The organism is Actinomycetospora lutea (genome assembly GCF_028737205.1).
Lineage (GTDB): Bacteria > Actinomycetota > Actinomycetes > Mycobacteriales > Pseudonocardiaceae > Actinomycetospora > Actinomycetospora lutea.
The window spans coordinates 37,681-52,285 of sequence record NZ_JAQZAL010000009.1 but is presented as its reverse complement, the minus strand read 5'-3'; the positions used below and the strand labels follow the sequence as shown (position 1 = coordinate 52,285).

15 protein-coding genes are annotated in these 14,605 nt (G+C 74.9%); 4 read left to right on the top strand and 11 right to left on the bottom strand.

All coding sequences use genetic code 11. The annotated features are described in order from the left end of the window. Positions 1–33: 33 nt before the first annotated feature. The 3 genes from PHK61_RS11765 to PHK61_RS11755 all read right to left on the bottom strand — a co-directional run bounded on the left by PHK61_RS11765 (position 34) and on the right by PHK61_RS11755 (position 2,729). Positions 34–1,572: an FAD-dependent monooxygenase gene (locus tag PHK61_RS11765; RefSeq protein ID WP_274281163.1), complete on the bottom strand. Its 1,539-nt coding sequence runs from the start codon at positions 1,570–1,572 to the stop codon at positions 34–36. A gap of 1 nt (position 1,573) precedes the next feature. Next, the gene (locus tag PHK61_RS11760; protein WP_274281162.1) at positions 1,574–2,152 is read right to left on the bottom strand and encodes a hypothetical protein; all 579 of its coding nucleotides are present in this window, start codon (positions 2,150–2,152) and stop codon (positions 1,574–1,576) included. Positions 2,153–2,327: 175 nt separating this feature from the next. Beyond that, the gene (locus tag PHK61_RS11755) at positions 2,328–2,729 is read right to left on the bottom strand and encodes a winged helix-turn-helix transcriptional regulator (protein ID WP_274281161.1); all 402 of its coding nucleotides are present in this window, start codon (positions 2,727–2,729) and stop codon (positions 2,328–2,330) included. 85 nt (positions 2,730–2,814) lie between these two features. On the opposite strand from PHK61_RS11755, the gene PHK61_RS11750 reads away from it, so the two are divergent. Further along, on the top strand, positions 2,815–3,759 hold the full coding sequence (locus PHK61_RS11750) for an NADP-dependent oxidoreductase (protein ID WP_274281160.1): 945 nt from the start codon (positions 2,815–2,817) through the stop codon (positions 3,757–3,759). A gap of 126 nt (positions 3,760–3,885) precedes the next feature. Beyond that, positions 3,886–5,103, top strand: a complete 1,218-nt coding sequence (locus PHK61_RS11745) for an FAD-dependent monooxygenase (protein WP_274281159.1) — start codon at positions 3,886–3,888, stop codon at positions 5,101–5,103. 135 nt (positions 5,104–5,238) lie between these two features. On the opposite strand, the gene PHK61_RS11740 is transcribed toward PHK61_RS11745, so the two are convergent. The 4 genes from PHK61_RS11740 to PHK61_RS11725 form a co-directional block, all read right to left on the bottom strand. Continuing rightward, entirely contained in the window at positions 5,239–5,544 is a 306-nt protein-coding gene (locus tag PHK61_RS11740; RefSeq protein ID WP_274281158.1) for a hypothetical protein, read from the bottom strand. Between the two features lie 145 nt (positions 5,545–5,689). Further along, positions 5,690–6,139 (bottom strand): STAS domain-containing protein, encoded by a 450-nt coding sequence (locus PHK61_RS11735; protein WP_274281157.1) that lies wholly within the window; start codon positions 6,137–6,139, stop codon positions 5,690–5,692. A gap of 142 nt (positions 6,140–6,281) precedes the next feature. Next, entirely contained in the window at positions 6,282–6,698 is a 417-nt protein-coding gene (locus PHK61_RS11730; protein WP_274281156.1) for an acyl-CoA thioesterase, read from the bottom strand. A gap of 47 nt (positions 6,699–6,745) precedes the next feature. Then, positions 6,746–7,015 (bottom strand): DUF2277 domain-containing protein, encoded by a 270-nt coding sequence (locus tag PHK61_RS11725; protein WP_274281155.1) that lies wholly within the window; start codon positions 7,013–7,015, stop codon positions 6,746–6,748. Positions 7,016–7,097: 82 nt separating this feature from the next. Here PHK61_RS11725 and PHK61_RS11720 point away from each other — a divergent pair, with 82 nt between their 5' ends. Further along, positions 7,098–7,925, top strand: a complete 828-nt coding sequence (locus PHK61_RS11720; protein ID WP_274281154.1) for an SCO6745 family protein — start codon at positions 7,098–7,100, stop codon at positions 7,923–7,925. A gap of 13 nt (positions 7,926–7,938) precedes the next feature. On the opposite strand, the gene PHK61_RS11715 is transcribed toward PHK61_RS11720, so the two are convergent. From PHK61_RS11715 to rhaI, 4 genes are read right to left on the bottom strand one after another with little or no spacing between them, the layout of a single operon-like run. Further along, on the bottom strand, positions 7,939–8,283 hold the full coding sequence (locus PHK61_RS11715) for an L-rhamnose mutarotase (RefSeq protein ID WP_274281153.1): 345 nt from the start codon (positions 8,281–8,283) through the stop codon (positions 7,939–7,941). 25 nt (positions 8,284–8,308) lie between these two features. Then, positions 8,309–9,754 (bottom strand): rhamnulokinase, encoded by a 1,446-nt coding sequence (locus tag PHK61_RS11710; RefSeq protein ID WP_274281152.1) that lies wholly within the window; start codon positions 9,752–9,754, stop codon positions 8,309–8,311. Then, a complete protein-coding gene (locus PHK61_RS11705) occupies positions 9,751–11,820 on the bottom strand; it encodes a bifunctional aldolase/short-chain dehydrogenase (RefSeq protein ID WP_274281151.1) in 2,070 nt (689 codons plus the stop codon). The genes PHK61_RS11710 and PHK61_RS11705 overlap by 4 nt, the downstream gene beginning before the upstream one ends. Then, positions 11,817–12,992 carry an L-rhamnose isomerase gene (gene rhaI, locus PHK61_RS11700; protein ID WP_274281150.1) on the bottom strand — a complete coding sequence of 392 codons (1,176 nt, stop codon included), beginning with the start codon at positions 12,990–12,992 and terminating at the stop codon, positions 11,817–11,819. The genes PHK61_RS11705 and rhaI overlap by 4 nt, the downstream gene beginning before the upstream one ends. A 228-nt stretch (positions 12,993–13,220) precedes the next feature. On the opposite strand from rhaI, the gene PHK61_RS11695 reads away from it, so the two are divergent. Then, entirely contained in the window at positions 13,221–14,549 is a 1,329-nt protein-coding gene (locus PHK61_RS11695; RefSeq protein ID WP_274281149.1) for an MFS transporter, read from the top strand. Positions 14,550–14,605: the final 56 nt, after the last annotated feature.

Sequence of the window (14,605 nt, the reverse complement as noted above, 5' to 3'; positions counted from 1 at the left end):
GCGGTCCCTCGGGCGTCGTCGCCGGGTGGTAACTCAGGACCTCCGGCCGTTCGACGCCGGTGCACCGGCCAACGCCCCCATGTCCTCCAGCCAGGCGCGCAGGCGTGCGGGGTCGGTGCCGCGGTAGCCGAGGTAGCCGTCGGGGCGGACCGCGACCGCGGTCGTCCCCGGGCGGTCCCACAGCCGGTGCACTCGCACGCCCGGCCCGACCGTCGAGGGCGGGACCGCCGCGGCGTTGCGGGCCAGCAGGACGTGGAGCCCGGGTCGGGCGGTCAGGTCGTGCAGCCGGACCGGCCCGTCGTCCGCCACGACCGTGACGTCCGGGACCCGGTCGCCGGGACGGAGCCCTCGGTGTCGCGGGAGGTCGTCGCGCGACACGGCGCTGTGCCGGTGGTTCACCCACAGGCCCGCGAGCAGCCGCAGCGCCGGGGCGGTCAGTGCCGGGCGGCGCAGCAGCGCCGGGGCGAGCGGGGCGGCGAGCGGCGCGACCACGCCGCGCAGGAGGCCCGCGACGTCGGTGGGGGACGATTCGGCCCAGAACACGAGGTCGGTGAGGGCGATCGAGGCGCGCGCCACCGGGCGACGTTCCTCCTCGTAGGAGTCGACGAGGACCGCGGGGCGCCGGGCCGATCCCGCGAGGGCGAGCCGCCAGCCGAGCGCGGCCGCGTCCTGCAGCCCGAGGTTCATCCCCTGCGCCGCCGCGGGGGAGTGGCTGTGCGCCGCGTCGCCGGCGAGGAGGACCGGTCCGTGCCGGTAGTGGCCGGCCAGCCGGCGGGCCAGCCGGAGACGGTCGGACCAGGCGACCCGGTCGACCCGGACCCCGAGGCCGCTCGCATCCACGAGCCGCTGGAGCTCGTCGCGGTCGGGCGGCCCGTCGCGGCCGGCGGCGGTGGCACCGCGCGTCGCGAGGACCCGCCACGGCGCGCGTTCCCCGAGGGCGAAGACGAACAGCAGCCCGCGGGAGGCGGCGGCGACGTGGGCGACGCCGGCTTCGAGATCGGCGGAGAGGTCGACGTCGGCGAGGAGGACCTCCTGGCGGTAGGCCCGTGACACGACCGGGATGCCCGCCAGGCGGCGCACGGTGCTGTCGACGCCGTCGCACCCCACGACCCACGGGGTGGCGAGACGCTCCTCGCCCCGCGGGCCACGGAGCAGCGCGTGCGCCCCCTCCCGGCCGATCTCCAGGTCCTCGAGAGCCGTGCCCCGGTCGACGGGCACGCCGCGCCCGTGGAGGGCGTCGGCCAGCACGTCCTCGACGTCCTGCTGGCGGATCATCCACGGATGGCCGAGGGGTCCGTCGCCGACGCCCAGGTCGGCGAGCCGGACGCGCACCGACCGGGAGCCCAGGTGCACCAGCGCCTGCGGGTCGTCGAGGGCCCGTCGCCGCAGGACGTCGACCAGCCCCAGGGGCCGGAGCTGCTCGAGCGTGCGGGGGTGCAGGACCAGCGCCCGCGAGGGCCGCGGCTCGACCCGCCGGTCGACGATGCGCACCCCCGCGCCGTGCGCGTGGGCGTGCAGCGCCAGCGCCAGGCCCGTGGGACCGGCACCGACCACCAGCACGTCGGGAGACATCTCAGCCCGCGACCGGGCGCCACCACTCACCGGGCGCGGCCTCCACCGCGCCCGGTGCCGCGGCCGCGAGCAGGTCGTCGCGGTGCCGGCCGGGGAGCACCGTGTAGTCGATCGAGCCGGGCACGCTCACCAGCGCGAGCACCCGCCACAGGGCCCGGGCGTAGGCGTCGGCCCGGGCGGCGTCGTCCCACTCGTAGAGGCCGCGGTACACACCGTTGTCGTCGGCGGCGAGCCACCACTTCGCGACGAAGCCGGGGAACCCGGCGAAGAGCGGGGTGTTGAGCAGGCTCTCGGCACGGAACAGGGCGTGCCCCCGGCCCCGCACCCACCGCAGGCGGAAGCGCACGACCAGCGCGCAGGGCCGGGCGGCGACCGCGTCGGCGACCGTCGTCTCGCGGTAGATCGTGGCGGTGCTGCCGTCGCCGAACCGCACCCGCACGCCCACCCGGGTGCGCGGACACCGCAGTCGGCCCCGGACCAGGAGACACAGCGACACGACCACGCAGCGCGCGACGGCGAGCGCGGCCTGGTCGCGGGGGAGCGGTGCCCTGCTCCCGGCTCGTTCCTCGATCGGTGCCACGCGCGGCCTCCTGCCGGTCCCGGACCCGCGGGCGCACGGGCCGATCCCGGGACGATCGCGGGGGACCCGAGGACGCGCGAGGGTCGGCCGACCCGCGGTCCGGGGACTTCGGTCCGCGGGGGCGTCGCCCCCACGGCGGGTCGCCCAACGACGTGCCGCCCTCGACGCGCGGTCGTCAGGAGGCGCCGGCGTCCCACCGCCGGCGGGCACGGGCGATGTCGGCGGCATGGGTGTGGGCCCACGCGCGGACGTGCCGCTGGAGGTCGAGGAACCGCTCGCCCAGCGGGGTGAGCGAGTACTCGACCTGCACCGGGGCGGTGGGCACGACCTCGCGGCGCACGATCCCGTCCCGCTGCAGCTCACGCAGGGTCTGGGTGAGCATCTTCGGGCTCGCACCGGCGACGCGTCGGCGGAGCTCGCCGTAGCGGACCGGGCCGTCGGCGAGGGCCTCGACCAGCAGCGTCGTCCACTTCCCCGCGAGGATGCCGAGCACCTGGTGGCCGGGGCAGGTGGCCAGCTCGGCGAGGTAGGCGCTCGCGGCTTCCTGTCGCCGGTGCGCCGCCGTGCTCGTCGTCATGGTCGCTCCTCCGTGTCCCGGGGATACCAACGCACCTGGAAGTGCGTTCTACCCGACGGCCCCCGCACTTCCTAGCGTCGTGGACATGCGTTCCGTGGCGGTGACGGCTTTCGGTGGTGCGGAGAACCTCGCGGTGCGGGAGGTCCCGGATCCCGTGCCGGGGCCCCACCAGGTCCTGGTCGAGGTCACCGCCTCGACGGTGAACGCCATCGACGTGTCCGCCCGTGCGGGCCTGCTGGTGGAGGCCGGGCTGATGACGCCGGCGTTGCCGGTGGGCCCGGGGTGGGACGTCGCGGGCGTCGTCCGCGCGCTCGGCACCCGGGTCGGCGACCTCCAGGTCGGTGCGCGGGTGATCGGCCTGTGCGACCTCCTGGCCGGAGCGGGGGCGCACGCCGAGCTCGTCGTCCTCGACCGCTCCGCGGTCGCGTCGGCCCCCGCGACCTGGACCGCGGAGCAGGCGGCCACCCTGCCCCTCAACGGTCTGACCGCGGTGGGCGCCCTCGACGCCACCGGGCTGCACATCGGGGACACCCTGCTGGTGACCGGAGCCGCGGGCGGGGTCGGCGGATACGTGCTGGAACTGGCTCGTGACCGGGGGATCGCCACGGTGGCGGCCGTGCGGAGCCGCCACGCCGGGCGCGCGAGAGCACGGGGCGCCGGGATCGTGGTGGCCACGGACGAGCTGACCGAGCACACCCTCGCGCAGGAGGTCCGCGCCCGGGTGCCGGGCGGCGTCGACGCCGTGGTCGACGCCGCCCGCGCCGGGATCGCCGCGCACGACGCCCTGCGGTCCCGCGGCGTCTTCGTCGCCCTGGTGCGCCCGTTCGCGCCACCCCCCGTCCGCGGGACGACCGTGATCGTGCACGAGGTCGCCGCGGACGGCCGACGCCTGGCCGGGCTCGCGCGCCTCGCCGACACGGGCCGACTCACCACGGACGTGGCGGAGATCCTGCCGCTCGACGAGGTCCGGCGTGCCCACCGGCTGGTCGAGGCCGGCGGACTCGACGGGCGGGTGGTCATCCGCCCATGAGGCGCCGCAGCGACGTCGACGGAGGATCGACCGGGGCCGGAAGTGTGGCGTTCCCCGTCGGCCCCGCGAGTCGTTGCCGGTCCCTGCGACGGCGGAGACGTCTAGCGTCAGTGGCGGAGGTGGACCGTGGACGTCGTGGTCTCGGGGGCGAGCGTGGCCGGCCCGGTGGTGGCCCACTGGTTGCACCGCGCCGGCATCGAGGTCACCGTCGTCGAGCAGTCACCGCGGCTGCGCAGGACCGGGGGCCACGCCGTCGACCTCTTCACCCCCGCCATGGACGTCCTGGAACGGATGGGCGTGCAGGACGCGGTCCGGGATCGCGCCACCGGCACCGAGCGGATGATCATCCGGCGCGAGGGCTCGGACCGCGAGGTCACCATCGACATGGCCAGGCTCATGGGGGCGCTGTCCGATCGCCACGTCGAGATCATGCGGGACGATCTCAGCGAGATCCTCTACGACGCCACGCGTCATGACGTGGAGTACGTGTTCGACGACCGGATCACCGCGATCGACGACGACGGCGTCGTCACCTTCGAGCGGACGCCGTCGCGCCGGTTCGACGCGGTGATCGGTGCCGACGGCCTGCACTCCGGGGTCCGCCGGCTCGTGTTCGGCCCGGAGGCGGGGTACTCGCGCTGGCTCGGCGGCTACATCGCCGTCGCGACGATCCCGGGTGAGCGGCCACCGGGCCTGATGACCACCGTGCTCGGGGCGAACCGGATGGTGGGGATCTACGGCGCCCGCCACTCGCCCGACGCCCGCGCGTTCTTCCTGTTCCGCCCGCCCGCCGAGCTCGACGTCGGGCACCACGACCTCGCACGCCAGAAGCAGCTGCTGCACGAGACGTTCGGCGATCTCGGCGACCCGGTCCCCGGTCTGCTCGACGAGGTCGACCGCAGTTCGGCGTTCTACTTCGACGCCATCACGCAGCTGGTGCTCGACACCTGGTCCCGTGGCCGCGTCGCGCTGGTCGGTGACGCCGGGTACTGCCCCGGGCCCGCAGTCGGGGGCAGCACCAGCCTCGCGGTGGTCGGCGCCCACACGCTCGCCGGCGAGCTCGCCGAGGCCCGCGGCGACACCGCGACCGCCTACCCGGCGTACGAGGCCGCGATGGCCGACTACGTCCACCGCAGCCGGGACTTCGCGACGACGATGGCCCGCAAGCTGGTCCCGGGCACGAGGGCGGGGGTGTGGGCGCTCGCGACCGGGACCGCGCTCGTCACCCGTCTCCCGCGGGCCGTGGGTCGCCCGCTCATCGCCCTCGGCAGCGGCGACCTCGGACTGCACGAGTCGATCGAGATACGCCGCTACCCGGCGCTCGGGGACCCGCCACCGGAGTGAGGCGGTCGTCGGGTCTCGCCGCGGTGGGGGCCCTCGGACGTCACCAGCACGAACTCGGGACGCCGGCGAGCATCCGTTGCAGCGCCTCCCTCTCCTCACCGGCGGCGACGGGCTTCGGACCGCGCGGCTCGACGATCAGCCCGCCGCGGCCATCTCGTCGGTCAGGGAACGCTCGAGCATCGCGGCGAACTCCTCCAGGTCGGCGGCGTCGACGTCGACGGGCGGTGCCGCGAGCTCATCGCGGAGGTCCGACAGCAGCTCGCGGCGCGCGTCGGCGTCGAGGACCTCGACCGGCGACGCCACCGGTCCGCGGTGGCCGACCAGTCGCCGGGTGAACTCGCCGTGTCGTCCCTCGATCACCTCGAGGACATCGACGTCACGGGCGCGGACGAGTCGGGCGATGAGGGTCGCGGCCCAGGGCTTCGAGTTGGCGGTGCTCATCGGGGAGCCTCCTGTGTCGGTGGTGGTGACTCCGGACGGTAGGAACCGCGCAGCCGACGGCAGGGGGCCTTCGGTCCCGTGATCGCGAGGCGAGGGTCCCGCATCGGTCCGCTCCGCTCCCGGGGCGCTCGGGGCCCGGTCCCGGTCAGGACGGGTCCTCCTCGAGGTGGTAGCGCACGGGCCGCCCGTCGCCCCACCGCGCCCTCAGGGAGGGCGGCACGCCGACGACCTCCACGGACACTCCGTGGACGAGCAGGCGCGTCCGCAGTCGCTCCAGGGCGCGCGCGAGGACGGGGTCGCCGTCACCCAGCCGGTGCACGTCGAGGACGACGTGCTGCACGCTCCTCCCCAGGACGGGCCGCACATCGGCGAGGGCCCTGTCGAGCTCGCGAGGCGTGGTGGCCGGCCTCGCCTCGATCCGGAGTCGGGTCCCCGTGTGCTCGGTGAGCACGGCGGGGCCGTCGACGGGGCCGCCAGGCGTGGGGGTCTCGAAGGCGGCCCACCAGCCGCGGTCGAGGTCCCCGCGGACCTCGACGCCGGTCGTCTCCTCACCGGAGGCGACGCCCTCGCGCAGGACAGCGGTGGCCGGGCTCACGGACCGGAGGGTCGGCCGGGATCAGCCCGGGCGACCAGGGTCGTCCGACCTGCTCGCTCCGGGTCCTTCGACCGAGCCGGTGCCCGCAGGCGGCGGGCACCTCGTCACCCGGTGCCGACGGCAGATCGGAGCCGTCCCCGACTCAGCGGGGCCGCAGCAGGCCCTCCAGCGCCGCCCGGCGCTCGCCCTCGATCGGCACGGTCTCCTCGCTGGCGCGGTCGATGAACGCCTGCACGAAGTGACCGGTGAAGAACAGCTCGCCGTCGCCGCGGTACATGCCGACCTCGAAGCGCACGCTCGTGGTGCCGAGCTCCCCGACCCGCAGGCCCACCGAGACCACGTCGGGGAAGCCGGCCTGCGCCCGGTACTCGCAGTGCACCTCGATCACCAGGCCGACCGTGTCGCCCTCGTGCGGGTCGAGACACCCGTTCTCGATCATCCAGCGGTTCACGACCGTGTCCATGATCGAGTGGTGCACGACGTTGTTGAGGTGCCCGTACTGGTCGTTGTCGTTCCACCGGGTCGTGACGTCCTGCCGGTGGAGGTAGTCGTCGGTCACGACGCCGGTGATCGGCGCTGTGGCCCGCGCGCAAACCCCGGCCGGAATCAGCGGGCGTAGCGCTCGCGGGCCCGCTCCCGGGCCTTGGTCGCCTCGACCTCGCGGTCCTTCGGCGGGGCGGTGGTGACCAGCTCGTCGAGCAGCGTGCGGGTGCTCGCCGTGATCTCGGCGACGGCCCGGGCGAAGGCCTCCTCGTTGGCCTTCGAGGGGCGCGCCGCACCACTGATCTTGCGCACGTACTGCAGGGCGGCCTCGTGCACCTCGGTGTCGGTGGCCGGGGGCTCGAAGTTGTGGAGGACCCGGATGTTGCGGCACATGCTGCGATCGTGCCCCAGCGGGCGTCGAAACGGGGGGCCTCCGTTCGTCGCCCCGGTGACGACCCACCCGAGGGAGGGACCCATGACCCGCATCGCCCGCCGCATGTTCGAGCTCCTGGAGCCGATCTGCCTGGTCACCTTCTTCGCCCAGGAGAGCAACGAGGAGCTGGCCGCGCTCGGCCACCGCACCTACTGGGACGGGTACTTCGCGAGCCGGGCCGCGCCGCTCGGGCGGGTACCGGCGGAGGTGGTGCACGCGGCGTTCTACAGCTTCGCCGACGGGGAGGTCGCGCGGCACATCCCGAGCGCCTGGGAGACCGTCGCGCCGATGACCTCCTTCGCCGCGTGGGAGCGGGGGAGCGCGGCCTCGGTGCGGCGGATCCTCGGCGACGAGCTGGCCGGCTCCCCGGGGCTCGTGCGCGCCGCCGACCTGACGACGAAGGCCGCCCGGGGCGCGCCCACCGCGGGTCGCGTCATGTACGCCGGGTGGCGCACCCTGCCGGTGCCGGACGACCCGGTCACCCGGCTGTGGCACTCCGCGACCATGCTGCGCGAGCACCGCGGGGACGGGCATGTCGCCGCCCTCGTCGGCGCGGGCATCGGTGGCACGGAGGCCCACGTGCTGTCGGCGCTGGACATGGGCATCCACCCGCCCGAGTCGTTCGGGCGCATCCACCACCTGCCGAGGCCGCGGCTCGCGGCGGTCATGGACGGCCTGCGCGGGCGCGGGCTCGTCGACGCCGAGGGTCGCTTCACCGACGCCGGGCGTGCGACCAAGGACCGCATCGAGGCCCTGACCGACGAGCTCGCCGCCCCGCCCTACGACGCCCTCGCCCCCGCCGAGCGCGACGAGCTGATCGCGGTGCTCGAACCCCTCGCCGCGAGGCTCGTGGCCGCGGGGTCGTCGTAGCCGGCGCGGGCCGTCACCGGTCCGGCTCGTCGAGCCGGGCGAGCTGCGACTCGAGGTGGAACACCGGCTCGAGGACCCGGAACGCCGTGTCCGGGCGGCCGCCGTCGAAGAACTCGGCCATCGCGGCCTGCCAGCGCTCGTTAACCGCGGTGCGCTCCATCGCCGCCTGCGCGGCGTCGAGGTCGTCGGCCTCCACATGCCCGACGAGCAGCCCGTCCTCGCCGAGGTAGAGCCGGTAGTCGCGCCATCCCGCGTCGCGCAGTGCCCGCAGCATCGCGGGCCACACCTCGCGGTGGCGGTCGCGGTAGGCGTCGAGCCGGTCGCGGCGGACGTGGTGCACGAAGCAGTGGTGCGGCACGGCGGTCTCCCTTCGCGGGGTGTGGTCAGCGGGCGAGGACGGCCTCGAGGTCGTCCCAGCGCGTCGTCCCGACCGGCGCGAACGTCTCGGTCGTGACGTGCTGCGCGAGGAACGCCCGCAGGTCGGCCAGGTCGCCCTCGAGCGCGCCCAGGGCGCGGGCCTGGACCAGCACGTTCCCCGTCGCGGTGGCCTCCACGGGGCCGGCGACGACGGGCCGGTCGCAGGCGTCGGCGGTGAGCCGGCAGAGCAGCCGGTTGCGGGCCCCGCCGCCGACGACGTGGACGGCGTCGACGTCCCGTCCCGACAGCGCCGCGGCCTCGCGGACGGTGCGGCGGTGCGCGAGCGCGAGGCTGTCGAGCACGCAGCGCACGATCCCCGCCCAGGTGTCCGGCACGGGCTGCCCGAGCGCGGCCACCGCCGCCGCGATGCGCGCGGGCATGTCGCCCGGCGCGAGGAACGCCTCGTCGGCGGCGTCGACCACCACGGCCGGGCCGCCGTGGTCCTCGGCCTCCTGCAGCAGCGGTTCCAGGGGCGGCGAGCCCCACGCGCGCAGGCACTCCTGCAGCAGCCACAGACCCATGACGTTGCGCAGGTAGCGCACGGTGCCGTCGACGCCGCGCTCGTTGGAGAAGTTCGCGGCGCGGGAGGCCTCGCCCAGCACCGGGCCGGGCAGCTCGACCCCCACCAGCGACCACGTGCCGCACGAGACGTAGGCGAAGCGCTCGTCCGTCGCGGGCACGCCCACCACGGCGGAGGCCGTGTCGTGCGAGCCGACCGCGAGGACCGGGGTCGCCGGGTCGAGGCCGGTGTCCCCGGCGACCGATGCGAGCAGAGTTCCGATCGTGCTGCCCGGCGCCCGCAGCGGGGGCAGCAGGCCGGGATCGATGCCGACGCGCTCGGCCAGCTCGACGTCCCACGCCGAGCCGTCGGCCGCGAGCAGCCCGGTGGTGGAGGCGTTGGTGACCTCGGCGACCCGGACGCCGGTGAGCCAGGACGACAGCAGGTCGGGGATCAGCAGCAGCCCCCGGGCGGCCGCGAGCTGGGCGCTGCCGGACGCGGCGACGAGCTGGTAGATCGTCGTGAACGGCAGCTCCTGCAGCCCGGTGCGGGCGTAGAGCTCGGCGGCGGGCACCGTGCGGTGCACCCGCTCCGCCACGCCCGCGGTGCGCCCGTCGCGGTGGTGCACGGGGGTCCCCAGCAGCACGCCGTCGGCGTCGACCAGGCCGCAGTCGACGGCCCAGGTGTCGACGCCGACGCCGTCCACCGGCCCGGCCTCGCGCAGCCCGGTGAGGATCTCGCGCCAGAGCCCGACGACGTCCCAGTACAGGGTGTCGTGCACCCGCACCGGGCCGTTGGCGAAGCGGTGCACCTCGGACAGCCGGAGGCCGTCGCCGCCGCCCACCCGTGCCCGCACGACCCGCCCCGAGGAGGCCCCGAGGTCGACGGCGGCGACCGTGACGTCGCGGCTCATCGCAGGAACGCGGCCGCCACGCCGGCGTCGACGGGGACGTGCAGGCCGGTGGTGTGGGACAGGTCCGACGAGCAGAGCACGAACACCGCGTCCGCCACGTTCTCGGGCAGCACCTCGCGCCCCAGCAGGGTCCGCTGCGCGTAGAAGGCGCCGAGCTCGGACTCCTCGACGCCGTAGACCGCGGCGCGCTGCGCGCCCCAGCCACCGGCGAAGATGCCCGACCCGCGCACGACGCCGTCGGGGTTCACGCCGTTGACGCGGATCCCGTGCTCGCCCAGCTCCGCGGCGAGCAGCCGCACCTGGTGGGCCTGGTCGGCCTTCGCCGCGCCGTAGGCGACGTTGTTCGGGCCGGCGACCACCCCGTTCTTCGACGCGATGTACACGATGTCGCCGCCCCGACCCTGCGCGACCATCACGCGCGCGGCGGCGCGGGAGACGAGGAACGAGCCGCGCGCCATGACGTCGTGCTGGAGGTCCCAGTCGGCATCGGTGGTCTCCAGCAGCGGCTTCGAGATCGACAGCCCGGCGTTGTTGACGACGAGGTCGACCCCGCCGAAGGCCAGCGCGGCGGCGTCCAGCGCGCCGGCGACCGCGTCGGACGACGTGACGTCGACGGTCACCGGCACCGCGACGTCGGCGTCCCCGAGCTCGCCCGCCACCTGCGCGGCGGCCTCGCCGTCGCGGTCGGCCACGACGACGCACGCGCCCTCGGCGGCCAGCCGGTGCGCGGTCGCGCGCCCGATGCCGGAGCCGCCGCCGGTGACCAGCGCGACCCGTCCGGCCAGGGGCTTCGGGGCCGGCCGCCGCGCGAGCTTGGCCTCCTCGAGCGCCCAGTACTCGATGCGGAACTTCTCGGCCTCGTCGATCGGGGCGTAGGTCGAGAGCGTCTCGGCGCCGCGCATGACGTTGACGGCGTTGACGTAGAACTCGCCCGCGATCCGGGCGGTCGCGGCGTCGGCGCCGAAGGAGAACATCCCGACGCCGGGGACGAGCACGATCGCCGGGTCCGCCCCGCGCATCGCGGGCGAGTCGGCGTCCGCGTGCCGCTCGTAGTAGGCGCGGTAGTCCTCCCGGTAGTCCGCGTGCAGCGCGCGCAACCGGGCCACGACGTCGTCGAGCGGCGCGTCCCCGGGCAGGTCCACGACCAGGGGGCGGACCTTGGTGCGCAGGAAGTGGTCGGGGCACGAGGTGCCCAGGGCGGCGAGGCGCCCGAGCTCGGAGCGCGCCAGGAACTCCAGGACGGCGTCGGCGTCCGTGTAGTGCCCGACCACGCGGCGGTCGGTGGACGCGAGCCCGCGCAGCACCGGCGCGAGGGCGGCGGCGCGGGCGTGGCGCTCGGCCTCCGGCAGGGCCTCGTAGCCGGGGCGGACCGCGCCGAACGCCACGGAGGGATCGGTGCCGCCGCGGGCGTCGATGGCCCGCTGCGCGGTCCGGATGATCTCCATCGAGCGCTGCTCGCACTCGTCCGAGGTCGCGCCCCAGGCCGTGATGCCGTGGCCGCCGAGGACGACGCCGATCGCCCGCGGGTGCTCCCGGGCCACCGCGGCGATGTCGAGCCCGAGCTGGAAGCCCGGGCGCCGCCACGGCACCCACACGACGCGGTCACCGAAGATCTCCTTGGTGAGCGCCTCCCCGTCGGCGGCGGTCGCGATCGCGATCCCGGCGTCGGGGTGCAGATGGTCGACGTGGGCGGCCTCGACCAGGCCGTGCATCGCGGTGTCGATCGACGGGGCGGCCCCACCCCGCCCGTGCAGGCAGTAGTCGAACGCGGCGACCATCTCGTCCTCGCGCTCGACGCCGGGGTAGACGTCGACGAGCGAGCGCAGGCGGTCGAGGCGCAGGACCGCGAGGCCGGCCTCGGTGAGGGTGCCGAGGTCGCCGCCGGAGCCCTTGACCCACAGCAGGTCGACGTCGCCGCCGGTCGCCGGGTCGCGGGCCGTGCCCGTCGCGGAGGCGTTCCCGCCGGCGTAGTTGGTCGTGGTGGGGTCGGCGCCCAGGCGGTTGCTGCGGGCGAGCAGGTCGCGGACGGGCTCGGGGGTCACGGTGTCGTCCTCCTCGGTGCTCATGCGCCCCAGCCGGCCTGGGTGCCGCCGACGCGCTCGGTCTCGATGCGCTCCTGGTGACCCGAGCGGCGGTAGGCGCCCAGCGGGTCGGGGTCGAGGCCCTTCACCTCGCGCACCTCGCGCAGCAGCGGGCGGACGTCGGTGGCGTAGGCGTCCATGAGGACCTCGTTCGCGCCGAGCACGTCACCCGCGTCGCGCGCGGCGGCCAGCGCGTCGCGGTCGAGGACGAGGGCCTTGGCCGTGGCCTCCTGCACGTTCATCACCGAGCGGATGATCGCGGGGATCTTCGCCTCGATGTTGTGGCACTGGTCGAGCATGAACGCGATGCCCGAGGCCGGGGTGTGCACGCCGGCCTCGACGATCTCGTTCAGGATCCGGAACAGCTGGAACGGGTCGGCGGCGCCGACCATGAGGTCGTCGTCGGCGTAGAAGCGCGAGTTGAAGTCGAACGCGCCGAGGCGCCCGGCGCGCACGAGGAACGCGACGATGAACTCGATGTTGGTGCCGGGCGCGTGGTGGCCGGTGTCGATGCACACCGTCGCCTTCGGCCCGAGCTCGAGGCAGTGCGCGTACGACGTGCCCCAGTCCGGGACGTCGGTGTGGTAGAAGGCCGGCTCGAAGAGCTTGTACTCGAGCAGGATCCGCTGGTCGTCGCCGAGGCGGTCGTAGACCTCGTGCAGGGCCTCGGCGAGCCGGTCCTGGCGCGCACGCATCGAGTCCTGCCCGGGGTAGTTGGTGCCGTCGGCGAACCAGAGCTTGAGGTCGCGGCTGCCGGTGGCGTCCATGACGTCGACGCAGTGCCGCAGGGCGTCGGTGGCCTTGCGCCGCACCCGGGGGTCCGGGTGCGTCACCGAGCCGAGCCGGTAGTCGTCGTCCTGGAAGACGTTGGCGTTGATCGCGCCGATGCCCAGGCCCTGCTCCGCGGCGGCCTTGGCCAGCTCGCCGTAGTCCTCGACCCGGTCCCACGGGATGTGGAGCGAGACGGTCGGGGCCGCCCCCGTCAGGCGGTGCACCACGGCCGCGTCGGCGATCTTCTCCCAGGGGTCGCGCGGCACCCCGGCCCGGGCGAACACCTTGAAGCGGGTCCCGGAGTTCCCGTACGCCCACGACGGCGTGTCGATGCTCTGCTCGGCCAGGTCGCGACGGACGGCGGCGCTGTCGAGGGCGACGGTCATGGCGGCCTCCCGCACTGATTTGATCGTTTCACCGCGACGGTAGACAGACGCCGTCCGCGAGGTCAACGACGGCGATCCAGGTCGCACGGCCTGGAGCGGTTCAGCGAGATCGTCCGGACCGGAACCCTTGTGACCGTCGCGACGCGTCCTTACGTTGCCGCACTAATACGTTTCAATCAGTGACGGTCACTGACGGACACGCGTCGACGACGACGAGGAGGGTTCCCGATGTCCGAGACACCGGCGACGGAGACCGGTCCCCCGCAGGGCAGCGGCGGGGGCGACGCCACCATCAGCAGGCAGCAGTGGAAGTGGACGGGCCTGGCCGGGATGGCGTCCTACCTCGACGCGGGCTCGATCGTCGCGCTGGGCTCGGGGCTCGCGGTGTTCCAGGAGGAGTTCGGCCTGTCGGACACCGGCGTGGGCATCCTCGCCGCGATCGGCCCGAACGCGATCGGCTGCGCGATCGGCGCGATCTTCGGCGGCCGGCTGGGGGACAAGGTCGGCCGCAAGCGCATCTACAAGTGGGACCTGCTCGTGTACGCGCTGGGCATCGCGCTCATCGCGCTGGCCGTGAACCCCGCGATGCTCTTCGTGGGCACGGTGGTCGTCGGCGTCGCGGTCGGCGCCGACGTGCCGACCTCCCTGGCGCTGGTCGGCGAGTTCGCGCCCGACCGGGGCCGGGCACGGTTGCTCGGGTTCACCCAGGTGTCCTGGTACGTCGGCCCGGTCGTCGTCCTGCTGCTCGCGTTCGCCCTCGACCCGCTGGGCCTGCTCGGGACGCGGATCGTCTTCGGGAGCCTGTTCGTCGCCGCGATCGTGACCTGGGTGATGCGGCGGGGTATCGCCGAGTCGGCCCGCTGGCGCACGGCGAGCGAGCTGCCCGGCAACGCCGCCCAGCGGGTGCGCGCCCTCTTCCGCGGCAACCACCTCAAGGCGCTGCTCTACACGGGGACCTTCTACACGTTCTGGAACCTCGCGGCCGGTACCGCGGGCATCTTCACCCCGTACATGGTCGAGACCATCGGGGCGGGCTCGAACGCCGCCGGCGTGGCCCTGTCGTGCCTCGGCTTCGCCGCGGGCATCGTCGGCACGCTCGCGCTGTTCATGCCGTTCTACGACCGCAGCCACGGCGTCCGGAAGGGCCTGTTCGCCCTCGGCGCCGTCATGCAGATCTGCTCCTACGGGCTCTACCTGGTCGTCGACTTCACCGTGCCGAGCGTCATCGCGAGCGTCCTGCTGTTCTACGTCGGCAGCGCGGTCGCCGGCGAGGCCACCTACAAGCTGACCAGCCAGGAGCTGTTCCCGACGATGCTGCGCGGCACCGCGCAGGGCCTCACCTTCGGCGTCGCCCGGGTGGTCCTGGGGGCCTTCAGCCTGGTCGTGCCGTTGCTGTCCTCGATCGGCATCGTCCCCGTGGCGCTGCTGCTCACCCTGTTCCTGCTGGTCAGCGGCATCGTCGGCTACCTCGCCATGCCCGACACCACCGGCAAGTCCCTCGAGCAGATCGAGGCGGAGCGCGCCGACCACGCCCCGGCGAGCCCGGTCGCTCCCTGACCGCCTCCCGCGCTGCGCCGCGCCGGCCCGGTCCCGCACCCCGCGGGGCCGGGCCG

Coding starts and splice junctions, on each gene's coding strand:
- PHK61_RS11765 (WP_274281163.1), bottom strand. CDS start 1,572: ATGTCTCCCGACGTGCTGGTGGTCGGTGCCGGTCCCACGGGCCTGGCG.
- PHK61_RS11755 (WP_274281161.1), bottom strand. CDS start 2,729: ATGACGACGAGCACGGCGGCGCACCGGCGACAGGAAGCCGCGAGCGCC.
- PHK61_RS11750 (WP_274281160.1), top strand. CDS start 2,815: ATGCGTTCCGTGGCGGTGACGGCTTTCGGTGGTGCGGAGAACCTCGCG.
- PHK61_RS11740 (WP_274281158.1), bottom strand. CDS start 5,544: ATGAGCACCGCCAACTCGAAGCCCTGGGCCGCGACCCTCATCGCCCGA.
- PHK61_RS11725 (WP_274281155.1), bottom strand. CDS start 7,015: ATGTGCCGCAACATCCGGGTCCTCCACAACTTCGAGCCCCCGGCCACC.
- PHK61_RS11720 (WP_274281154.1), top strand. CDS start 7,098: ATGACCCGCATCGCCCGCCGCATGTTCGAGCTCCTGGAGCCGATCTGC.
- PHK61_RS11710 (WP_274281152.1), bottom strand. CDS start 9,754: ATGAGCCGCGACGTCACGGTCGCCGCCGTCGACCTCGGGGCCTCCTCG.
- PHK61_RS11705 (WP_274281151.1), bottom strand. CDS start 11,820: ATGAGCACCGAGGAGGACGACACCGTGACCCCCGAGCCCGTCCGCGAC.
- rhaI (WP_274281150.1), bottom strand. CDS start 12,992: ATGACCGTCGCCCTCGACAGCGCCGCCGTCCGTCGCGACCTGGCCGAG.
- PHK61_RS11695 (WP_274281149.1), top strand. CDS start 13,221: ATGTCCGAGACACCGGCGACGGAGACCGGTCCCCCGCAGGGCAGCGGC.